The organism is Ruegeria sp. BHSB196 (genome assembly GCF_059613135.1).
Genome location: NZ_JBXWRY010000022.1, coordinates 57,790 through 74,002, shown reverse-complemented (window position 1 = coordinate 74,002; position 16,213 = coordinate 57,790). Strand labels below are relative to the sequence as shown.

General features: G+C 67.3%; 20 protein-coding genes and 1 pseudogene. 14 read left to right on the top strand and 7 right to left on the bottom strand.

The genetic code is table 11. The features are described 5' to 3' along the window. From AC2FNJ_RS12420 to AC2FNJ_RS12400, 5 genes and pseudogenes are all read left to right on the top strand, one after another. A pseudogene (locus AC2FNJ_RS12420) lies at nucleotides 1-267 on the top strand (threonine synthase); the annotation flags it as partial. Beyond that, nucleotides 264-1,526, top strand: coding sequence for a M16 family metallopeptidase (locus AC2FNJ_RS12415; RefSeq protein WP_496764575.1), 1,263 nt, complete (start codon nucleotides 264-266; stop codon nucleotides 1,524-1,526). The pseudogene AC2FNJ_RS12420 and the gene AC2FNJ_RS12415, both read left to right, overlap by 4 nt. Next, the gene (locus AC2FNJ_RS12410) at nucleotides 1,526-2,110 is read left to right on the top strand and encodes a GNAT family N-acetyltransferase (protein ID WP_496764577.1); all 585 of its coding nucleotides are present in this window, start codon (nucleotides 1,526-1,528) and stop codon (nucleotides 2,108-2,110) included. The genes AC2FNJ_RS12415 and AC2FNJ_RS12410 overlap by 1 nt, the downstream gene beginning before the upstream one ends. 132 nt (nucleotides 2,111-2,242) lie before the next feature. Further along, nucleotides 2,243-3,061: an MBL fold metallo-hydrolase gene (locus AC2FNJ_RS12405; protein ID WP_496764574.1), complete on the top strand. Its 819-nt coding sequence runs from the start codon at nucleotides 2,243-2,245 to the stop codon at nucleotides 3,059-3,061. Nucleotides 3,062-3,099: 38 nt separating this feature from the next. Further along, nucleotides 3,100-4,578, top strand: coding sequence for an FAD-binding oxidoreductase (locus AC2FNJ_RS12400; RefSeq protein ID WP_496764572.1), 1,479 nt, complete (start codon nucleotides 3,100-3,102; stop codon nucleotides 4,576-4,578). On the opposite strand, the gene AC2FNJ_RS12395 is transcribed toward AC2FNJ_RS12400, so the two are convergent. Beyond that, nucleotides 4,548-5,087, bottom strand: coding sequence for an adenine phosphoribosyltransferase (locus AC2FNJ_RS12395; RefSeq protein WP_496764570.1), 540 nt, complete (start codon nucleotides 5,085-5,087; stop codon nucleotides 4,548-4,550). The genes AC2FNJ_RS12400 and AC2FNJ_RS12395 overlap by 31 nt on opposite strands. Nucleotides 5,088-5,161: 74 nt before the next feature. Next, complete coding sequence (locus AC2FNJ_RS12390; RefSeq protein WP_496764569.1) at nucleotides 5,162-5,296, bottom strand: hypothetical protein; 135 nt, start codon at nucleotides 5,294-5,296, stop codon at nucleotides 5,162-5,164. A 152-nt stretch (nucleotides 5,297-5,448) separates the two neighbouring features. Between AC2FNJ_RS12390 and AC2FNJ_RS12385 the strand changes: the two genes are divergently transcribed. Continuing rightward, nucleotides 5,449-5,583: a hypothetical protein gene (locus tag AC2FNJ_RS12385; RefSeq protein ID WP_496764568.1), complete on the top strand. Its 135-nt coding sequence runs from the start codon at nucleotides 5,449-5,451 to the stop codon at nucleotides 5,581-5,583. Nucleotide 5,584: 1 nt separating this feature from the next. Here the strand turns inward: AC2FNJ_RS12385 and AC2FNJ_RS12380 are convergent, their stop codons facing one another. Beyond that, on the bottom strand, nucleotides 5,585-6,214 hold the full coding sequence (locus AC2FNJ_RS12380; RefSeq protein ID WP_496764566.1) for a LysE family translocator: 630 nt from the start codon (nucleotides 6,212-6,214) through the stop codon (nucleotides 5,585-5,587). A 177-nt stretch (nucleotides 6,215-6,391) separates the two neighbouring features. Here AC2FNJ_RS12380 and AC2FNJ_RS12375 point away from each other — a divergent pair, with 177 nt between their 5' ends. Then, on the top strand, nucleotides 6,392-7,276 hold the full coding sequence (locus AC2FNJ_RS12375) for an alpha/beta hydrolase (protein WP_496764564.1): 885 nt from the start codon (nucleotides 6,392-6,394) through the stop codon (nucleotides 7,274-7,276). 9 nt (nucleotides 7,277-7,285) lie between these two features. On the opposite strand, the gene AC2FNJ_RS12370 is transcribed toward AC2FNJ_RS12375, so the two are convergent. Continuing rightward, the gene (locus AC2FNJ_RS12370) at nucleotides 7,286-8,158 is read right to left on the bottom strand and encodes an S-methyl-5'-thioadenosine phosphorylase (RefSeq protein WP_496764562.1); all 873 of its coding nucleotides are present in this window, start codon (nucleotides 8,156-8,158) and stop codon (nucleotides 7,286-7,288) included. Nucleotides 8,159-8,236: 78 nt separating this feature from the next. Further along, nucleotides 8,237-8,788 (bottom strand): invasion associated locus B family protein, encoded by a 552-nt coding sequence (locus tag AC2FNJ_RS12365; protein ID WP_496764561.1) that lies wholly within the window; start codon nucleotides 8,786-8,788, stop codon nucleotides 8,237-8,239. A gap of 163 nt (nucleotides 8,789-8,951) precedes the next feature. Here AC2FNJ_RS12365 and AC2FNJ_RS12360 point away from each other — a divergent pair, with 163 nt between their 5' ends. Further along, the gene (locus tag AC2FNJ_RS12360; RefSeq protein WP_496764559.1) at nucleotides 8,952-10,586 is read left to right on the top strand and encodes a SulP family inorganic anion transporter; all 1,635 of its coding nucleotides are present in this window, start codon (nucleotides 8,952-8,954) and stop codon (nucleotides 10,584-10,586) included. Nucleotides 10,587-10,719: 133 nt separating this feature from the next. On the opposite strand, the gene AC2FNJ_RS12355 is transcribed toward AC2FNJ_RS12360, so the two are convergent. Further along, complete coding sequence (locus AC2FNJ_RS12355; protein WP_496764557.1) at nucleotides 10,720-11,325, bottom strand: flavin reductase family protein; 606 nt, start codon at nucleotides 11,323-11,325, stop codon at nucleotides 10,720-10,722. A gap of 73 nt (nucleotides 11,326-11,398) precedes the next feature. On the opposite strand from AC2FNJ_RS12355, the gene AC2FNJ_RS12350 reads away from it, so the two are divergent. From AC2FNJ_RS12350 to AC2FNJ_RS12330, 5 genes are all read left to right on the top strand, one after another. Then, nucleotides 11,399-11,893 carry a GNAT family N-acetyltransferase gene (locus tag AC2FNJ_RS12350; protein ID WP_496764555.1) on the top strand — a complete coding sequence of 165 codons (495 nt, stop codon included), beginning with the start codon at nucleotides 11,399-11,401 and terminating at the stop codon, nucleotides 11,891-11,893. A 58-nt stretch (nucleotides 11,894-11,951) separates the two neighbouring features. Continuing rightward, nucleotides 11,952-12,701 carry an EcsC family protein gene (locus AC2FNJ_RS12345; RefSeq protein ID WP_496764554.1) on the top strand — a complete coding sequence of 250 codons (750 nt, stop codon included), beginning with the start codon at nucleotides 11,952-11,954 and terminating at the stop codon, nucleotides 12,699-12,701. 131 nt (nucleotides 12,702-12,832) lie between these two features. Continuing rightward, nucleotides 12,833-13,297, top strand: a complete 465-nt coding sequence (locus tag AC2FNJ_RS12340; protein WP_496764552.1) for an NUDIX hydrolase — start codon at nucleotides 12,833-12,835, stop codon at nucleotides 13,295-13,297. A gap of 70 nt (nucleotides 13,298-13,367) precedes the next feature. Beyond that, entirely contained in the window at nucleotides 13,368-13,805 is a 438-nt protein-coding gene (locus tag AC2FNJ_RS12335; protein WP_496764551.1) for a DUF1178 family protein, read from the top strand. Between the two features lie 3 nt (nucleotides 13,806-13,808). After that, nucleotides 13,809-14,447: an SDR family NAD(P)-dependent oxidoreductase gene (locus AC2FNJ_RS12330; RefSeq protein WP_496764550.1), complete on the top strand. Its 639-nt coding sequence runs from the start codon at nucleotides 13,809-13,811 to the stop codon at nucleotides 14,445-14,447. Here AC2FNJ_RS12330 and AC2FNJ_RS12325 read toward each other — a convergent pair. Then, complete coding sequence (locus AC2FNJ_RS12325; protein WP_496764548.1) at nucleotides 14,441-14,797, bottom strand: hypothetical protein; 357 nt, start codon at nucleotides 14,795-14,797, stop codon at nucleotides 14,441-14,443. The genes AC2FNJ_RS12330 and AC2FNJ_RS12325 overlap by 7 nt on opposite strands. Before the next feature lie 166 nt (nucleotides 14,798-14,963). Here AC2FNJ_RS12325 and AC2FNJ_RS12320 point away from each other — a divergent pair, with 166 nt between their 5' ends. Then, a complete protein-coding gene (locus tag AC2FNJ_RS12320) occupies nucleotides 14,964-16,202 on the top strand; it encodes an aspartate kinase (RefSeq protein ID WP_496764546.1) in 1,239 nt (412 codons plus the stop codon). Nucleotides 16,203-16,213: the final 11 nt, after the last annotated feature.

Sequence of the window (16,213 nt, the reverse complement as noted above, 5' to 3'; positions counted from 1 at the left end):
CTGGAGCGCAGCGCCGAACTGGTCTGTCCGCACACCGCCGTGGGCATCAAGGTGGCCGAGGACACCCGTGCCACGGATGTGCCCATGATCACCCTGGCCACCGCGCATCCGGCGAAATTCCCGGCGGCGGTCGAGCAGGCCAGCGGCATGCATCCGCCTCTTCCCTCCCGCATGTCTGATCTGTATGAACGTCCGGAACGGGTGACCCGCATCGCCAACGATCTGGGCGCCATCGAGGAACATATCAAAAGGCACATCGCTGAGTGACTGTCAGACAGGACCAACTGAAGAACGGCTTTCGGATCGTCAGTGAACACATGCCGGGGCTGCAATCGGCGGCCATCGGCATCTGGGTGACCGCCGGCGGGCGGCACGAGCGGATCGAACAGAACGGCATCGCGCATTTTCTGGAACACATGGCCTTCAAGGGCACCGAGCGCCGCTCGGCCCTGCAGATCGCCGAGGCGATCGAGGACGTGGGCGGCTACATCAACGCCTATACCTCGCGCGAGGTGACGGCTTACTACGCACGCGTCCTGAAGGACGACGTGGCGCTGGCGATGGACGTGATCGGGGACATCGTGCTGAACCCCGTCTTCGACCCGCGCGAGATCGAGGTCGAACGCGGCGTGATCCTGCAGGAAATCGGCCAGGCCCATGACACGCCCGACGATGTGATCTTCGACTGGCTGCAGGAAGAAAGCTATCGCGACCAGCCGCTCGGCCGCCCCATCCTCGGTCCCTCCGAACGGGTCCGCGCGTTTTCTCGGGATGACCTGTCGGCCTTCGTGACCGAGCATTACTGTCCCGAACAGATGATCCTGTCGGCGGCGGGCGCGGTCGATCACGACCAGCTGATGCGACTGGCCGAGGCGATGTTCGGGCATCTCGAACCGCGCCGCGGGCTGGTTGCCGAACCGGCCCGGTTCACCGGCGGCGAGGCGCGGCACGAAAAGACGCTGGAACAGGCGCATTTCGCGCTGGCCCTGGAAAGCCCGGGCTATCGCGACGACGCGATCTATGCCGCGCAGATCTATTCGACCGCGCTGGGCGGCGGCATGTCCTCGCGGCTGTTTCAGGAAATCCGCGAAACGCGCGGCCTCTGCTACACGATCTTCGCCCAGACCGGCGCCTATGCCGATACCGGCACCACCACGATCTATGCCGGAACCTCGGCCGGGCAGCTGGCCGAGCTGGCCGGCATCACCATCGACGAGATGAAGCGCGCCGCCGAGGACATGACGCCCGAGGAAGTCGCCCGCGCCCGCGCCCAGATGAAGGCGGGGATGCTGATGGGGCTGGAAAGCCCCTCGAATCGGGCCGAGCGTCTGGCGCGGCTGGTGCAGATCTGGGGCACGGTGCCGCCGCTGGAAGACACGGTCGCCCGCATCGACGCGGTGACCACCGCCGACGTGCGCGCTTTTGCCGAGCTGATGGCGGTCAGGGCGCCGGCGGCGCTGGCGCTCTACGGCCCGGTCGCCGGCGCCCCGGGCCTCGCCGAACTGCAGGAGAGGCGCGCGGCGTGATGCTTCTGAGCCGGCGCAAGCTGAAACTCGAGACCGAGCGGCTCAGCCTGCGCCCGCCCGTGCATTCCGACTTCCGCGACTGGGCGGCGCTGCGCCGCGCCTCCAGGGAGTTCCTGACCCCGTGGGAGCCCAGCTGGGCCGGGGATCATCTCAGCCGCAAGTCCTTCACCAACCGCGTCTACTGGGCGCAGCGGTCGGTCGGCAACGGCTCGGCCGTGCCGCTGTTCCTGTTCCGGCGCGCGGATGAGGTGCTGGTGGGTGCGATCACCCTCGACAACATACGGCGCGGCCCGGCGCAGGCCGGCACCCTGGGCTATTGGATCGGGCAGAGCTTCGCGCGCCAGGGCTACATGCGCGAGGCGATCGGCGCGCTGGTCCACCACGCCTTCACCCGCCTCGACCTGAGCCGGATCGAGGCCGCCTGCCTGCCGGAGAACACCGCCTCGCGGGGGTTGCTGGAAAGCACCGGCTTCAAATACGAGGGCGTGGCGCAGAGCTATCTGCAGATCAACGGGCGCTGGCGCACGCATGTGCTCTATGCCAGCCTGCGCTCGGACCGGCGCGGGCGGACCGATGCGGGCTGACCGGTGAACCGGTGAGCGCGCGGGCGTGGCCCCTGCGGGGCCATTGGGGCGCTGCCCCAAACCCCGGAGTATTTTCGGCAAGATGAAGATCAGGCGCGTGACTTGTCGGCAAGTCGCGCTAGACTACCTCCCATGTGGCGGGTTCTGCTGGCATTGGTACTGATCGCGCAAGGCGCGGCGGCGCAGGAACGGCGCCCCAGCCATTGCATCGCCATTGCCGATGCCGCGCCGGGGCTGGCCTATGTGCACAAGGCCGCCTGGCAGGATCCGGTGCCGGAGTTTTCGGTGCGGATCAGCTATGTCGCCCATGCCTCGTTCCTGATCCAGACGCATGGCGGCCTGAACGCCGTCACCGATTTCACCGGTTTCATCGGCAGCGCCGACCTGATCCCCGACATCGTGACCATGAACCACGCGCATGAAACCCACTGGACCGCGAATCCCGACCCGGCGATCCCGCATGTGCTGCCGGGCTGGGGGCCGTTCGGCGAAGGGATCGAGCATCACCTCGATCTGGGCGAGATGCTGGTCCGCAACGTCTCGACCGACATCCGCTCGTTCTATGGCGGGGTGGAGGAGCGCGGCAATTCCATCTTCGTCTTCGAGGTCGAGGGGCTTTGCATCGGCCATCTGGGGCATCTCCACCACGTTCCCACCGACGAACAGTTCGCGGCGCTGGGGCGGTTGGACGTGGTGATGGCGGCCGTGGACGGGGGCACCACCATGCCGCTGCCCGACACGATCGCGGTGCTGAAACGGCTGAAAAGCTCGGTCATCATCCCGATGCACTGGTTCTCGGGCTATTCGCTGGAGCGGTTCCTGACGGATATCCGCGGCGAGTTTCCGGTCCGGCGCGACGGCGTCTCGGAAATCGAGGTGTCGCTGCGCACGCTGCCGGACCGGCCCACGGTGGTGGTGCTGGAGCCGCGCTATCTGATCGATCCGGAATAGGGCTTGCCCGCCCGGCGCGCCTTGGGCATGGAAGGGACATGATCCTGAACCCGGCCGATCCATCCTTTGCGGCGCAGCTTGCGGCGCGCCTTCCCGACGACACGCTGCGCGCGGTCGCGCCGCGCTATCTGGAAGAGCCGCGCGGGCGCTACGCCGGTCACGCCGGCGTGCTGGCCCTGCCCAGATCCGCCGAGCAGGTGGCGATCCTGGTGCGCGCCGCCGCCGATGCCCGCGTGCCGGTGGTGCCCTATGGCGGCGGCACCGGCCTGGTCGGCGGTCAGGTCATGCCGGACGGCCCGGCGCCGCTGCTGGTCTCGCTGGAGCGCATGACCGCGATCCGCGCGCTGCACCCGTCCGAAAACGTGCTGGTGGCCGAGGCCGGCGCGATCCTGGCCGACATCCACGCGGCGGCGCGGAACGCCGGTCGCCTGTTCCCCCTGTCGCTCGCGGCCGAGGGCACCTGCCGCATCGGCGGCAACCTGTCCACCAATGCGGGCGGCGTCAACGTGCTGCGCTACGGCAATGCGCGCGACCTGTGCCTGGGGCTCGAAGCGGTGCTACCCGATGGCGAGATCTGGCATGGGCTGACCCGGCTGCGCAAGGACAATACCGGATACGATCTGCGGAACCTGCTGATCGGGGCGGAGGGGACGTTGGGCATCATCACCGCCGCGGCCCTGAAGCTGTTTCCGATCCCGGCCAGCACCGGCACCGCGATGATCGCCGTGGCCTCGCCGCAGGCGGCGCTGGACCTGCTGTCCCTGGCCCGCGACCGGCTGGGCGAGGCGGTCAGCGCCTTCGAGCTGATCCATCGTCAGGGGCTGGAGTTTCTGGCCGAGGTTCTGCCCGACATCCGCAGCCCCTTCGACGCGCCGCCGGACTGGTGCGTGCTGATCGAGATCGGCACCGCGCAGGGGCTCGACGCCGACACGGCGCTGGAAACCCTGTTCGAAACCGCCCTGGCGCGGGGCTGGGCGCAGGATGGCGTCATCGCCCGGTCCGGGGCGCAGCGCGCCGCGCTCTGGTCGGTGCGCGAACACATTCCCGAGGCCAACCGGCGCATTGGCTCGGTCTCGAGCCACGACATCGCGCTGCCGCTGTCCGAGATCCCGGAATTCCTTCGCGAGGCGCCCGGCGTGGTGGCCGAAATCGGCGCCTTCCGCATCAACTGCTTCGGCCATCTGGGCGACGGCAACCTGCACTACAACGTGTTTCCGATGCCCGGCGTCGATCGCGCGGCCCATGCGGCGCAGCGCGAGGCGGTTCAGCGCGCGGTGCACGACCTGGTGCAGGCCCATGGCGGGTCGTTCAGCGCCGAACACGGCGTCGGCCGGATGAAGGTCGCCGATCTGGAACGCTACGGCGATCCGGCCAGGCTGGCGGCGATGCGGGCGATCAAGGCGGCGCTGGACCCCGCCGGCATCATGAATCCCGGTGCGGTTCTGCGGTCCGGTCCGGACCGGTCCGGACCGGTCATGACCGGGTCTCAGGCGCCCTCGAACGCGCACAGGGCATGAACGTCCATGCCCATCGCCTCCAGCACCTTGCGACCGCCCAGATCGGGCAGATCGATGATGAAGGCGCAGGACACGATCTCGCCGCCCAGCCGCTGGATCAGCTTGATGCCCGCCGCCGCGGTGCCGCCGGTGGCCAGCAGATCGTCCACGACCAGAACCTTTTCGCCCTTCGCGATGGCGTCGTCATGGATTTCGACGATGGCTTCGCCATATTCCAGCTGGTAATCCTGGCTGATCGTGGTGCCGGGCAGCTTGCCCTTCTTGCGGATCGGCACGAAGCCGACGCTGAGCTGATGGGCAATCGCCCCGCCCAGGATGAATCCCCGCGCCTCCAGCCCGACGACCTTGTCGATGCGCTCGCCCGCATAGGGGTGCAGCATCTGGTCGATCGCCATGCGAAACCCGCGCGCATCCGCGAACAGGGTGGTCACGTCCCGGAACATGATGCCTTCATGCGGGAAATCCACGATCGTGCGGATATAGTCCTTGACCGATTTGTTTCTGGGCATGTGCCCCCCCTTGGCTGACCGGCTCACCCGAAGGGGTTTGGCCCATCGAAGGACATCACGCAAGGGGGCGCGATCTAGCTGCGGCGTTTCGAGATGAAATTCGGCAGGCTCTTGTAGCTGTAGAGACTGGCCGGCAGCCAGGACAGATGCGGCCTGCGCCAGTTTCTTTGGTCCCGCAACAGAAATGCCTGTGCAACATGAAGGTTCATTGCCTTCTCCTTTTTATTTTTGTTACTCTGCCCATAACGACAAACAATATGCTATGTATATACATTGTATAGTGCGTTTGTCAAGGACAGGGACGGGGCACAGGGGCGTGGGAAAGAAAGAGGCAAAAGGTTCCAGCAAGAAGAACAGTCAGTTGGTCCTGCGTCTCGACAAGGGCGAACGGGACGCATTCGTCGAGCTTTGCAAGGAACTTGACACCTCGGCGGCGCGGGAAATCCGCCGGTTCATCCGCAGCTTCATGAAGGAAAACGCCGAACGGGTCGAGTGAGTCAGGCCGGGCGGCGCAGAAAGGCGGTCGCGAGTCCCATTCCGATCAGCGTCAGCCCGCCCGCGCGGGTCATCCCGGCCATCACGCCGGGGCGCCGGATCAGGCGCCGCAGCCGATCCGCCAGCAGCGCATAGGCCAGCGCGTTGAGCCAGGCCAGCCCGACGAAGGTCGCGATGAGAATCGTGAACTGCGGCCCAAGCGGGGACTCGGCGCGCAGGAACTGCGGCACGAAGGCAATGAAAAAGGCGATGGATTTGGGGTTCAGCGCGGTCACGGCCGCCGCGTGTCCGAACACCCCGCCGGCTGAGACGGCAGGCCCGGTCTCGACCGGCTCCACCCCCTGCGCGGGCGCGCTGCGCAGCAGGTTCCAGCCCAGCCAGACCAGATAGACCGCGCCGACCCACTTCAATATGGTGAACAGTTCGGCCGAGGCCAGGACCAGCGCGCCCAGCCCCAGAAGCGAGGCCGACATGGCGATCAGATCGCCCAAGGCGACGCCGGTCGCCGAGGCCACCGCCACGCTGCGCCCCTTGGACAGCGCATAGCTCAGAACCAGCAGCACGGTCGGCCCGGGGATCAGCAGCAGCGCCGTCGAGGCGGCGACGAAGGCAAGCCATAGTTCCAGCGACATTCCACCCTCCCGGTTGCCGGCTCACCCTGACGGGTTCGCCGCGAAATGCAAGCCGTTCGGCCGGCCCGGCCGCGCGTTTTCGGTTTCCTGTAGAACGGATTAAGCTTGCCGACCCGTCCTTGAAGCCGCCCGCCCGCGTCCCAAGTTGGTCCCATGATCCCTGACCGGAGCCGTTGAATGACCGACAGATACCGAACCGATGGCCGCACCCGTCACGCGACGACCGAGCGGCAGCGCCGGGTGCGGCGCCGGCTGGCCGCCGGCATCGCCGTGGCGCTGGGGCTCGCCTATGTCGCGGCGGCGGGATACGTCTATCTCAACCAGACGTCGCTGCTGTTCAAGCCGGGCGGAGCACTGGACGCGCCGCAAAGCGTGGGCGTTCCCGAGATCTCGGAAACCACCCTGGCGATGGCCGACGGAACCGAAATCGCGGTCTGGACCGCGCCCGCCGCCGCGCCGGATGCACCGACCGTGTTGTTCTTTCATGGCCAGAGCGGCAACGTGAGCGACCGCGCCGACCGGTTCCGGCGGATTCTGGACAGCGGATTCGGCCTCATGGCGCCGAGTTACCGGGGCTATCCCGGCAGCCAGGGCACCCCGTCCGAGGATGTGCTGATCGCAGACGGGGTCGCCCTGTTCGACCGGCTGGCGGACCAGGGAACCCCGGTCATCGTGCATGGCCAGAGCCTCGGCACCGCCATCGCCACCGGTGTCGCCGAACAGCGCCCCGATGCCGCGATGCTGGTCCTCGAAGCGCCGTTCACCGCCGCCGTTGACGTGGCCGAGGACCGGTATCCCTGGCTGCCGGTTTCGCTGCTGATGACCGACCAGTTCGCGACGCGCGACCGGATCGGCCATGTCCGGGTGCCGGTCCTGATCGTCCACGGCACCCAGGACCAGACGGTGCCGGTCGCCCACGCCCGGGCGCTGTTCGACCTGGCCCGCGATCCCAAGGCCGTCGTCTATGTGGACGGGGCCGGGCACGGCGATCTGTGGGCCAACGGCCTGTGGTCCGAGGTGCTGGCCCGCCTGCCGGCCGATCCGGAAACGTCCGGCAACTGACGCCGCCGGTCAGAGGATCCGGCCCGCAACCGCGTCCAGCTTCGCCAGCACCGCCGGATCGCGCTTGTCCGGCGCGGTCAGGATCGCAAAGTCCAGCGCCCGGTCGCATCCGTGCGGGCAGGGGGACCGTTCGGCCCCCAGCAGCGCCGGCAGCCCCTTGACCAGCGCGCGGCCCTTGTCGGCATTGCCGCTGAGCGTCGCGATGATGGTGCCGATATCGACCTCGCCATGATCCGGATGCCAGCTGTCGTAATCCGTGACCATCGCGACCGAGGCGTAGCACAGCTCGGCCTCGCGGGCGAGCTTGGCCTCGGGCATGTTGGTCATGCCGATCACGTCGCAGCCCCAGTGCTCGCGATACATCTTCGATTCCGCCAGCGTCGAGAATTGCGGCCCCTCCATCGCCAGATAGGTGCCGCCGCGATGGATGGTGATGCCCGCGGCCCTGCCGGCGGTCTCGCAGGCGTCCGACAGGCGCGGGCAGGTCGGCTCGGCCACGCTCACATGCGCCACGCAGCCGGTTCCGAAAAAGCTCTTGTCGCGGGCGAATGTCCGGTCGATGAACTGATCGACGATCACGAAATCGCCCGGCGCCATCCGCTCGCGGAACGACCCGCAGGCCGAGACCGAGATCACGTCCGTCACCCCGATTCGCTTCAGCGCGTCGATATTGGCGCGATAGGGCACATCGGTGGGCGCATGCACGTGACCGCGCCCGTGGCGCGGCAGAAACGCCATCTCCACGCCGTCCAGCCGCCCGGTCAGGATCTCGTCCGACGGCGCGCCCCAGGGCGTCTCGACCGCCACCCAGGCGGCGTCCTCCAGCCCGTCGATCTCATAGATGCCCGATCCGCCGATGACGGCGATTCTGGTTTTGGTCACGTGCCCTCTCCCTGCCTGCTGCGGTGGTTTCCGGGGCGATTTCTGCGGGCTGCCGCGCCGTTTGGCAAGGGCCGGCGCTCAGTCGATCAGCCCCCGTGCCGCCGACTGCGCCCGAAAATCCTCCCAGGCCGCGTCAAACCCGTCCAGCGGCCAGGTCAGATCCTGCGGCTGATCGTGCCGGTCGCGAAACTCAAAGCGAAAGGCGGCGCCCGCCCGCATCGCGTCGATCAGATCCCGCGCCGCGTCCCCCTCGAACGTGCAGCGCAGACCGGTCAGACAGCCGGGGCGGCGCGTGCGCCAGAGCGTGTCTTCGCCGTCCTCGATCCGGAACCCCGACGGCGCGAACAGCGTCCCCGCCTCCATCCCGAAATCCACCTTGTAGCCTTCGGGTTCCGGCGTGACGAACACGAACTGCGCCGCGAATTTGGGGCGCGGCGAGAACACATCCACCCGCCGGACATAGCAACGCTGCCGCAACGCGCCGTCTTCTTCCCGCTCATCGCACATCGAATTCCAGATGCCGAAGATGGCGTGATGGGTCACGCGCCAGTTGCCGGGCGTGTCATTGCCCTGCAAATCCTGCGCCAACGCGGGGAAGGCGGCGAAAAGGATCGGTGCGAACCAGCGCATAACGCAGCGTTGCGCCAGCCGTGCCACGTTTCAAGTCACGTTGCCGAGAGATGCCCGCCATGCGCCAAACGCATGGCGGCATCCCGCCCGCTGCTGTGGCTCAGGCCGGGCCATGCCGCTAGAAGACCCCCTTGCGCGACTGAAATCACCACAGGACCATCCGATGCCCCGAGCCATTCTGGCAAGTTTTGCCGATCGCCTCGCCATACCCGATCTGCGCTGGATGCCGGACGAAGGGCTGACCCCGTCGCGCCTGCGCATCGAGCTGCTGTCCGGTCTGACCGTGGCGCTGGCGCTGGTGCCCGAGGCGGTGGCCTTTGCCTTCGTCGCGGGCGTGCACCCGCTGGTCGGCCTCTATGCCGCCTTCCTCGTGGGCCTGATCACCGCGCTGATCGGCGGGCGCCCCGGCATGATCTCGGGCGCGACCGGTGCGCTCGCCGTGGTCATGGTGTCGCTGGTGGCGCAGCACGGCGTCGAATACCTGTTCGCCACCGTGGTTCTGATGGGCCTTCTGCAAATCGTCGCCGGGGTGATGCAATGGGGCAAGTTCATCCGGCTGGTGCCGCATCCGGTGATGCTGGGCTTCGTCAACGGGCTGGCCATCGTGATCTTCCTGGCGCAGATGGGCCAGTTCAAGGTGCCGGGCAGCATGGAAGACACCGGCCACGGGCTCGGCGGCGGTGAATGGCTCTCGGGACTGCAGCTCTATACCATGCTGGGTCTCGTGGCGCTGACCATGGCGGTGATCTGGGTGATGCCGCGCATCACCCGCATCGTGCCCGCGCCGCTGGCCGGCATCGTCGTCGTCGCCGCGCTGGTGATCGGGTTCGGGCTGGACGTGCCGCGCGTCGGCGATCTGGCCTCGATCGAGGGCGGCCTGCCGCAGTTCCACATTCCGATGGTGCCGCTCAACCGCGAAACCCTGCAGATCATCCTGCCCTATGCGGTCATCCTGGCCGCCATCGGCCTGATCGAATCCCTGCTGACGCTGAACCTGGTGGGCGAGATCACCGGCAAGCGCGGCGGCGCCAGCCAGGAATGCATCGCCCAGGGCACCGCCAATGTCGTCACCGGCTTTTTCGGCGGCATGGGCGGCTGCGCCATGATCGGCCAGTCGATGATCAACGTGAAATCCGGCGGCCGCACCCGCGTGGCCGGGATCGCCGCGGCGCTGTTCCTGCTGATGTTCATCCTCGTCGGATCGCCCCTGATCGAGCGGATCCCGCTCGCCGCGCTGGTCGGCGTCATGTTCATGGTGGTGATCGGCACCTTCGCCTGGAACTCGTTCAACATCCTGCGCAGGGTGCCGCTGACCGACGCCTTCGTGATCGTTCTCGTCACCGTCGTCACCGTGATGGAAGACCTTGCCGTCGCCGTGGTTGTCGGCGTCATTGTCTCGGCCCTGGCCTATGCCTGGAACAACGCCAAGCGCATCCATGCCGTCACCCGCGACTCCGAGACCGAGAAGGGAGCCAAGGTCTATGAAATCCGGGGTCCGCTGTTCTTCGGCTCCGCCGACGGGTTCGTCGAGCTGTTCGACGTTCAAAACGACCCCGACGCCGTGATCGTGGATTTCGCCGAAAGCCGCGTGGTCGATCAATCGGCCCTGCAGGCCATCGAAACCGTCGCCGGCAAATACGAGGCCGCAGGCAAACGCGTCGTGCTGCGCCACCTGAGCCGGGATTGCCACAAGCTGCTCAACAAGGCCGGCCATCTGATGGTCGACAGCGACGACGACCCGGATTACGGGCTGGCGGTGGACTACTCCGTCCGTACCGGCATCCTCGGCGGCCATTGAATCTTGCGAGGCTCCGCCTCGCGCTCCGGGATATTTGGGGCCAGATGAATGAAGGATCCCTTGTTCATCTGGCTGAAAATATCCCGGGGGAGCCGCCCGAAGGGCGGCGGGGGCTGGCCCCCATTGCCCGGCATCAGTCGTCGGGCCGCGACAGGCTGAACAGCTCGCGCACCACCGCATAGTCGCGATAGCCGAGCCGCGCCAGGGGCTGAAACACGGTCACGTCGAACCGGCCGTCGCGCAGGCAATCGTCGCGCAGGTGCACGCCCGTCACCTCGCCGAACACCACCCGGTTCGCCGCGCCCGGCAGGGTCACGATCTGCGTCAGCCTGCATTCCAGCGCCGCCGGCGCGTCCGCGACCCGGGCGCAGGGGATCGTTTCGCACTCGACCGCGGCCAGCCCGGCATGGGCGAATTCGTCCGTTTCCCTGGGCAGCGTGGCCGAACTGGCATTCATCGCGTCCCGATGCGCATGGGCCACGATGTTGACGCAGAACACGCCGGTCGCCGCGACGTTGGCGACGCTGTCCTTGCCGCCGTCCTGGTCGGGCTTGTCCCCGGTCGAGGCGAACATCACCTGCGGCGGCACGTAGGCGACGCCGTTGAAGAACGAATAGGGCGCGAGGTTGTTCACCCCGTCCGCATCCCGCGTCGAAATCCACCCGATCGGCCGCGGCGTGATGATCGCGTTGAACGGATTGTGCGGCAGGCCGTGGCCGTCCTCGGGGCGATAAAACATTCTTGTCTCCAACCGTTTGCTCCAGACCTAGCGAAGTGCTAGGGCGATTGCCACACATGAAAAGAGGGCCGGGGTGCAGCAGTTCGGGATCAGGCCGGAAGAGCCGGAGGATTGGTGGGAGGTCGAGGCCCTGTTCGATCTGTGCTTCGCGCCGGGGCGCGAGGCGCTGTCCTCGTACCGTCTGCGCGACGGCGTTCCGCCGGTCTCGGACCTGTCCATCCTGGCCCGCGACGGCGCCGGCGTGGTGGCCGGGGCGATCCGGTTCTGGCCGGTCCATGTCGGCGCGTCCGACGCGCTGCTGCTGGGGCCGGTGGCGGTGCACCCCACCCATCAGGGCGAGGGGCTGGGCGCCTTTCTGATCCGCGAAGGCGTCGAGGCGGGGCGGCGGCTCGGCTGGCGGCGGGTGATGCTGGTCGGCGACGCGCCCTATTACTCGCGCTTCGGTTTCCGCCGCCTCGACGGCGTCGAGATGCCGCCGCCGACCAATCCCGACCGGGTTCTGGGCATGGACCTGAGCCCCGGAAGCTGGGACGGCATCCGCGGCGCCGTCACCCGCTGGACCGGCTGACCCATTGAAACCCGCCGCGCGAATCCCGATCTTTTCAGCAAAGCGAGGGTGACACCGGATGCAGGACATCGTCTTTGTCGAACCAATCGACGCCGAAGCCGAGCTGGACCGGCTGGCGGCGCAGTACCGCGCCGCGGGCGGCATCGGCATCCGGTTTCTCAACCGTCTGGGCGGCAAGGCGGAATCGCTGCTCGACCAGTTGCCGCCCAACGTGCGCGACGGGCTCGAAGGCGCGACCGAGCGCGCCCTCTGGATCGCGATGCGCGCCGCCCAGGGATCGCGGCGGGCGGTGCCCGACCAGAAACCCTGGGTGAACACGGCGTTGACGACCGCGATGGGCGCGGCCGGCGGGTTCGGCGGCCTGCCCACGGCGCTGGTCGAACTGCCGGTGACCACCACCATGCTTCTGCGAGCCATTCAGGGCGAGGCCGCGCGCCAGGGCTTTGATCCCGCATCCGAAAACGTGATGTTCGATTGCGTGCGCGTGCTGGCCGCCGCCGGTCCGCTGTCGCAGGACGACGGGGCCGATCTGGGGTTCTTTTCGGTCCGGCTCACGCTGACCGGGCCGACCGTCCAGCGATTGATCGCCACGGTCGCGCCACGTCTGGCCGGGGCGCTTGGGCAGAAACTCGCGGCCCAGTCCGTGCCGGTTCTGGGCGCCGTGGCGGGCGGCGGCACCAACTATGTCTACACGCAGTATTACCAGCAGATCGCGGGCGTGCATTTCGGGCTGCGGCGGCTGGCGATCGACGCGGACATCGCGCATGAGGACTTGCTGGAGCGGCTGACCGCAAAGATGATCCGCTGACGCCGCGCGGTGCCGGGGCGGACGATCATCTCGCGTTTCGTCGAAAAGACGCTACAACATCTTGTGGATTTTCGGCGCAAGGGCGCTGACAGGCCGGGCCGCCTCTGCTATCTTTTCGGGCAGGAGGCGCGATGAAGGCCAAGATTGTCACCGAAATCCCTGCGGCATCCGGACACTACCGGTGCAAGACCCAGTTCGGCGCGCTTTGCTATCGGATCAAGTCCGGCAAACCGGAAATCCTGCTGATCACGTCACGCGGATCGGGCCGCTGGGTGATCCCCAAGGGCTGGCCCGTGCCGGATCGCTCAGGCGCCGGCACGGCCCGGATCGAAGCCTGGGAAGAGGCCGGCGCGGTCGGAGACTGCCACCCCGACAGCGTCGGGCGGTATTTCTACACCAAGATACGGCCCCGAAAGGGCAATCTGCCCTGCCTGGTCGAGGTGTTTCCATTCAGGGTCCGGCGCCTGGCAGCGAAATATCCCGAACACGGCGACCGCCGCCGGAAATGGTTTTCGCCCAGGAAAGCGGCGTCCAAGGTGGCCGAGCCGGATTTGGCCCGCCTGTTGCTGGAATTCCGGCCACATCCCTTGCACTAGTGCGTTATCGCGTCTTGATCTTCGGTCGCCGCTGGATATCTATTCGCCGACCCGCCATATTGGATGAGCCATGATTCAATACGCGCTGAAATGCAAGAAAGGCCACAGCTTCGACAGCTGGTTCCAGTCGGCCGCAGCCTATGACAAGCTGGCGGCCGCCGGAATGGTTTCCTGCGCCGTCTGCGGCAGCAGCGACGTGGAAAAGGCGATCATGACGCCGCGGGTGCAGCCCGCGCGCGGCGAAACCGGAAAGGCGGCGGGCGCCAGGCCGCTGTCCCAACCGGCCTCTCCCGCCGAACAGGCGCTGGCGGAACTGCGCCGCAGGATCGAAGAGAATTCCGACTACGTCGGCAAGGATTTCGTGACCGAGGCGCGCCGGATCCATCTGGGCGAGGCGCCCGAACGGGCCATCTACGGCGAGGCACGGATGGATGACGCCAAGGCGCTGGTGGAAGAGGGCGTGCCGGTGGCCCCGTTGCCCTTCATGCCCAACCGCAAGACCAACTGACCCATGCATGTGGTGATCACCGGGGCCAATCGCGGCCTCGGGCAGGCTCTGGTCCGGCACTACCGCTCGGCGGGCCATGACGTGACCGGAACCGCCCGCGACGGCAGCCACGATATCGTGCTGGATGTGACCCGGGCCGACCACCATCGCGGCATGGCCGCGGCGCTGGGCGACCGGCCGGTCGATCTGCTGGTCTGCAACGCAGGCGTCTATCTGGACAAGGGGCAGGGGATCGAGGGCTATCCGCCCGACATGTGGGACCGGACCTTCGCGGCCAATGTCACCGGGGTGTTTCTGACCGTTCAGGCGCTCTTGCCCCATCTGCGCGCGGCGCGGGGCAAGGTGGCGATCCTGTCGTCCCAGATGGCCTCGGACACCCACGCGCCTGGCGGCAGCTACATCTATCGTGCGTCGAAAGCGGCCGCGCTCAACCTCGGGCGCAACCTCGCGGCCGATCTGCGGGCGGACGGCATCGCCGTCGGCATCTACCATCCCGGCTGGGTCCGGACCGACATGGGCGGCCCCGCCGCCGCGATCGGGGCCGATGAGGCCGCGGCCGGCCTTGCCGATCGCTTTGCCGCCCTGTCCCTGGACAGCACCGGCTGCTTCGAAACCTGGGACGGGCGCGCGCACCCCTACTGAGCGGCCACCGCCGCCTTGGGAATCTCATAGACCTCGCCAGGCGCGATGAAGATCACCAGCAGGTCGCCGCGCGTTTCGGTCGTCATCTCCGAGGTCGAACTCGACGAGGTCGGCCTGCCCCCCTCGAAATAGATGCGCCGCACCTCGCCGGTCTTCAGCTGGACCGCCAGCGTCGCGGTGCCGTCGTCCTTGTGGCGCAGCTCGGCCGGGCAGCTTTCGATCGTCTGCCCCGGCATCGCCGCGCAGGGCACGGTCCCCAGCGAATTCTGGCCGTCGGTTCCCGAAACGGTCGGAACCTGGGCGGCCGCCTGGCTGGACAGCAGGGCGAGGGCGAGAACGGGGCGGAGCATGAAGAACCTCTTGCGCGTGACAGGACGCCCCCACGCTCGCACCGGCGCAATGCATTGTAAACCCATGCCGCGCCGCCGCGGATCCCGTTTGTCCACTTGCCCTTGCGCCCCCCCTCGCATATGAGGCTCGGGACCGGAATTCCAAGGCGCGGAGACTGTTGGCCCCATGCCCGTACTCGTGATGAAATTCGGCGGCACGTCGGTCGCCAATCTTGACCGCATCCGCCGCGCGGCCAAGCGCGTGGGTGTCGAGGTCGCCAAGGGGTACGATGTCATCGTCATCGTTTCGGCCATGTCCGGCAAGACCAACGAACTGGTCGGCTGGGTCGATGAGATCTCGCCGCTCTACGACGCGCGCGAATACGACGCCGTGGTGTCCTCGGGCGAGAACGTCACCGCCGGGCTGATGGCCCTGACGCTGCAGGAAATGGACATCCCCGCCCGCAGCTGGCAGGGCTGGCAGGTGCCGCTGATCACCACCTCGGCCCACTCGGCGGCCCGGATCGAAGAGATCCCCACCGACAACATCACCCAGAAATTCGCCGAAGGCATGAAGGTCGCCGTGGTCGCGGGTTTCCAGGGCATCAGCCCCGAAGGCCGCATCACCACCCTCGGACGCGGCGGTTCCGACACCACCGCCGTGGCCTTCGCCGCCGCCTTCGGAGCGGAACGCTGCGACATCTACACGGATGTGGACGGCGTCTATACCACCGATCCCCGCATCTGCGAAAAGGCGCGCAAGATGGACCGGATCTCGTTCGAGGAAATGCTCGAACTGGCCTCGCTCGGGGCCAAGGTGCTGCAGACCCGCTCGGTCGAGCTGGCGATGCGCTACAATGTCAAATTGCGTGTTCTCTCAAGCTTCGGGGAACAGTCCGACGAGGCGGGCACGCTGGTCGTCGACGAGGAGGAAATCGTGGAATCCAATGTTGTCTCCGGTGTGGCCTATTCCCGGGATGAGGCCAAGATGACCGTCGTTTCGGTGGCCGACCGCCCCGGCATCGCCGCCACCCTCTTCACCGCGCTCAGCGACGCGGGCATCAACGTGGACATGATCGTGCAGAACATCTCGGACGAGGGCCGCACCGACATGACCTTCTCCTGCCCCACCAACCAGGTGGCGCGCGCCGAAAAGGCGCTTCTGGCGATCAAGGACGCGGGCGAGCTCAACTATGCCGAACTGGTCGCCGACAACGATGTCTGCAAGGTCTCGGTGGTCGGCATCGGCATGCGCTCGCAATCGGGCGTGGCGGCGAAAATGTTCAAGGTGCTCTCGGATGAGGGGATCAATATAAAGGTCATTACAACCTCCGAGATAAAAATTTCCGTGCTGATCGACCGGAAATACATGGAACTTGCGGTTCAGGCGCTGCATGATGCGTTTGAACTGGACAAGGCGGCCTGAGGTTTTCCGAC

Coding starts and splice junctions, on each gene's coding strand:
- AC2FNJ_RS12410 (WP_496764577.1), top strand. CDS start 1,526: ATGCTTCTGAGCCGGCGCAAGCTGAAACTCGAGACCGAGCGGCTCAGC.
- AC2FNJ_RS12405 (WP_496764574.1), top strand. CDS start 2,243: ATGTGGCGGGTTCTGCTGGCATTGGTACTGATCGCGCAAGGCGCGGCG.
- AC2FNJ_RS12400 (WP_496764572.1), top strand. CDS start 3,100: ATGATCCTGAACCCGGCCGATCCATCCTTTGCGGCGCAGCTTGCGGCG.
- AC2FNJ_RS12395 (WP_496764570.1), bottom strand. CDS start 5,087: ATGCCCAGAAACAAATCGGTCAAGGACTATATCCGCACGATCGTGGAT.
- AC2FNJ_RS12390 (WP_496764569.1), bottom strand. CDS start 5,296: ATGAACCTTCATGTTGCACAGGCATTTCTGTTGCGGGACCAAAGAAAC.
- AC2FNJ_RS12380 (WP_496764566.1), bottom strand. CDS start 6,214: ATGTCGCTGGAACTATGGCTTGCCTTCGTCGCCGCCTCGACGGCGCTG.
- AC2FNJ_RS12375 (WP_496764564.1), top strand. CDS start 6,392: ATGACCGACAGATACCGAACCGATGGCCGCACCCGTCACGCGACGACC.
- AC2FNJ_RS12365 (WP_496764561.1), bottom strand. CDS start 8,788: ATGCGCTGGTTCGCACCGATCCTTTTCGCCGCCTTCCCCGCGTTGGCG.
- AC2FNJ_RS12360 (WP_496764559.1), top strand. CDS start 8,952: ATGCCCCGAGCCATTCTGGCAAGTTTTGCCGATCGCCTCGCCATACCC.
- AC2FNJ_RS12355 (WP_496764557.1), bottom strand. CDS start 11,325: ATGTTTTATCGCCCCGAGGACGGCCACGGCCTGCCGCACAATCCGTTC.
- AC2FNJ_RS12345 (WP_496764554.1), top strand. CDS start 11,952: ATGCAGGACATCGTCTTTGTCGAACCAATCGACGCCGAAGCCGAGCTG.
- AC2FNJ_RS12340 (WP_496764552.1), top strand. CDS start 12,833: ATGAAGGCCAAGATTGTCACCGAAATCCCTGCGGCATCCGGACACTAC.
- AC2FNJ_RS12335 (WP_496764551.1), top strand. CDS start 13,368: ATGATTCAATACGCGCTGAAATGCAAGAAAGGCCACAGCTTCGACAGC.
- AC2FNJ_RS12330 (WP_496764550.1), top strand. CDS start 13,809: ATGCATGTGGTGATCACCGGGGCCAATCGCGGCCTCGGGCAGGCTCTG.
- AC2FNJ_RS12325 (WP_496764548.1), bottom strand. CDS start 14,797: ATGCTCCGCCCCGTTCTCGCCCTCGCCCTGCTGTCCAGCCAGGCGGCC.
- AC2FNJ_RS12320 (WP_496764546.1), top strand. CDS start 14,964: ATGCCCGTACTCGTGATGAAATTCGGCGGCACGTCGGTCGCCAATCTT.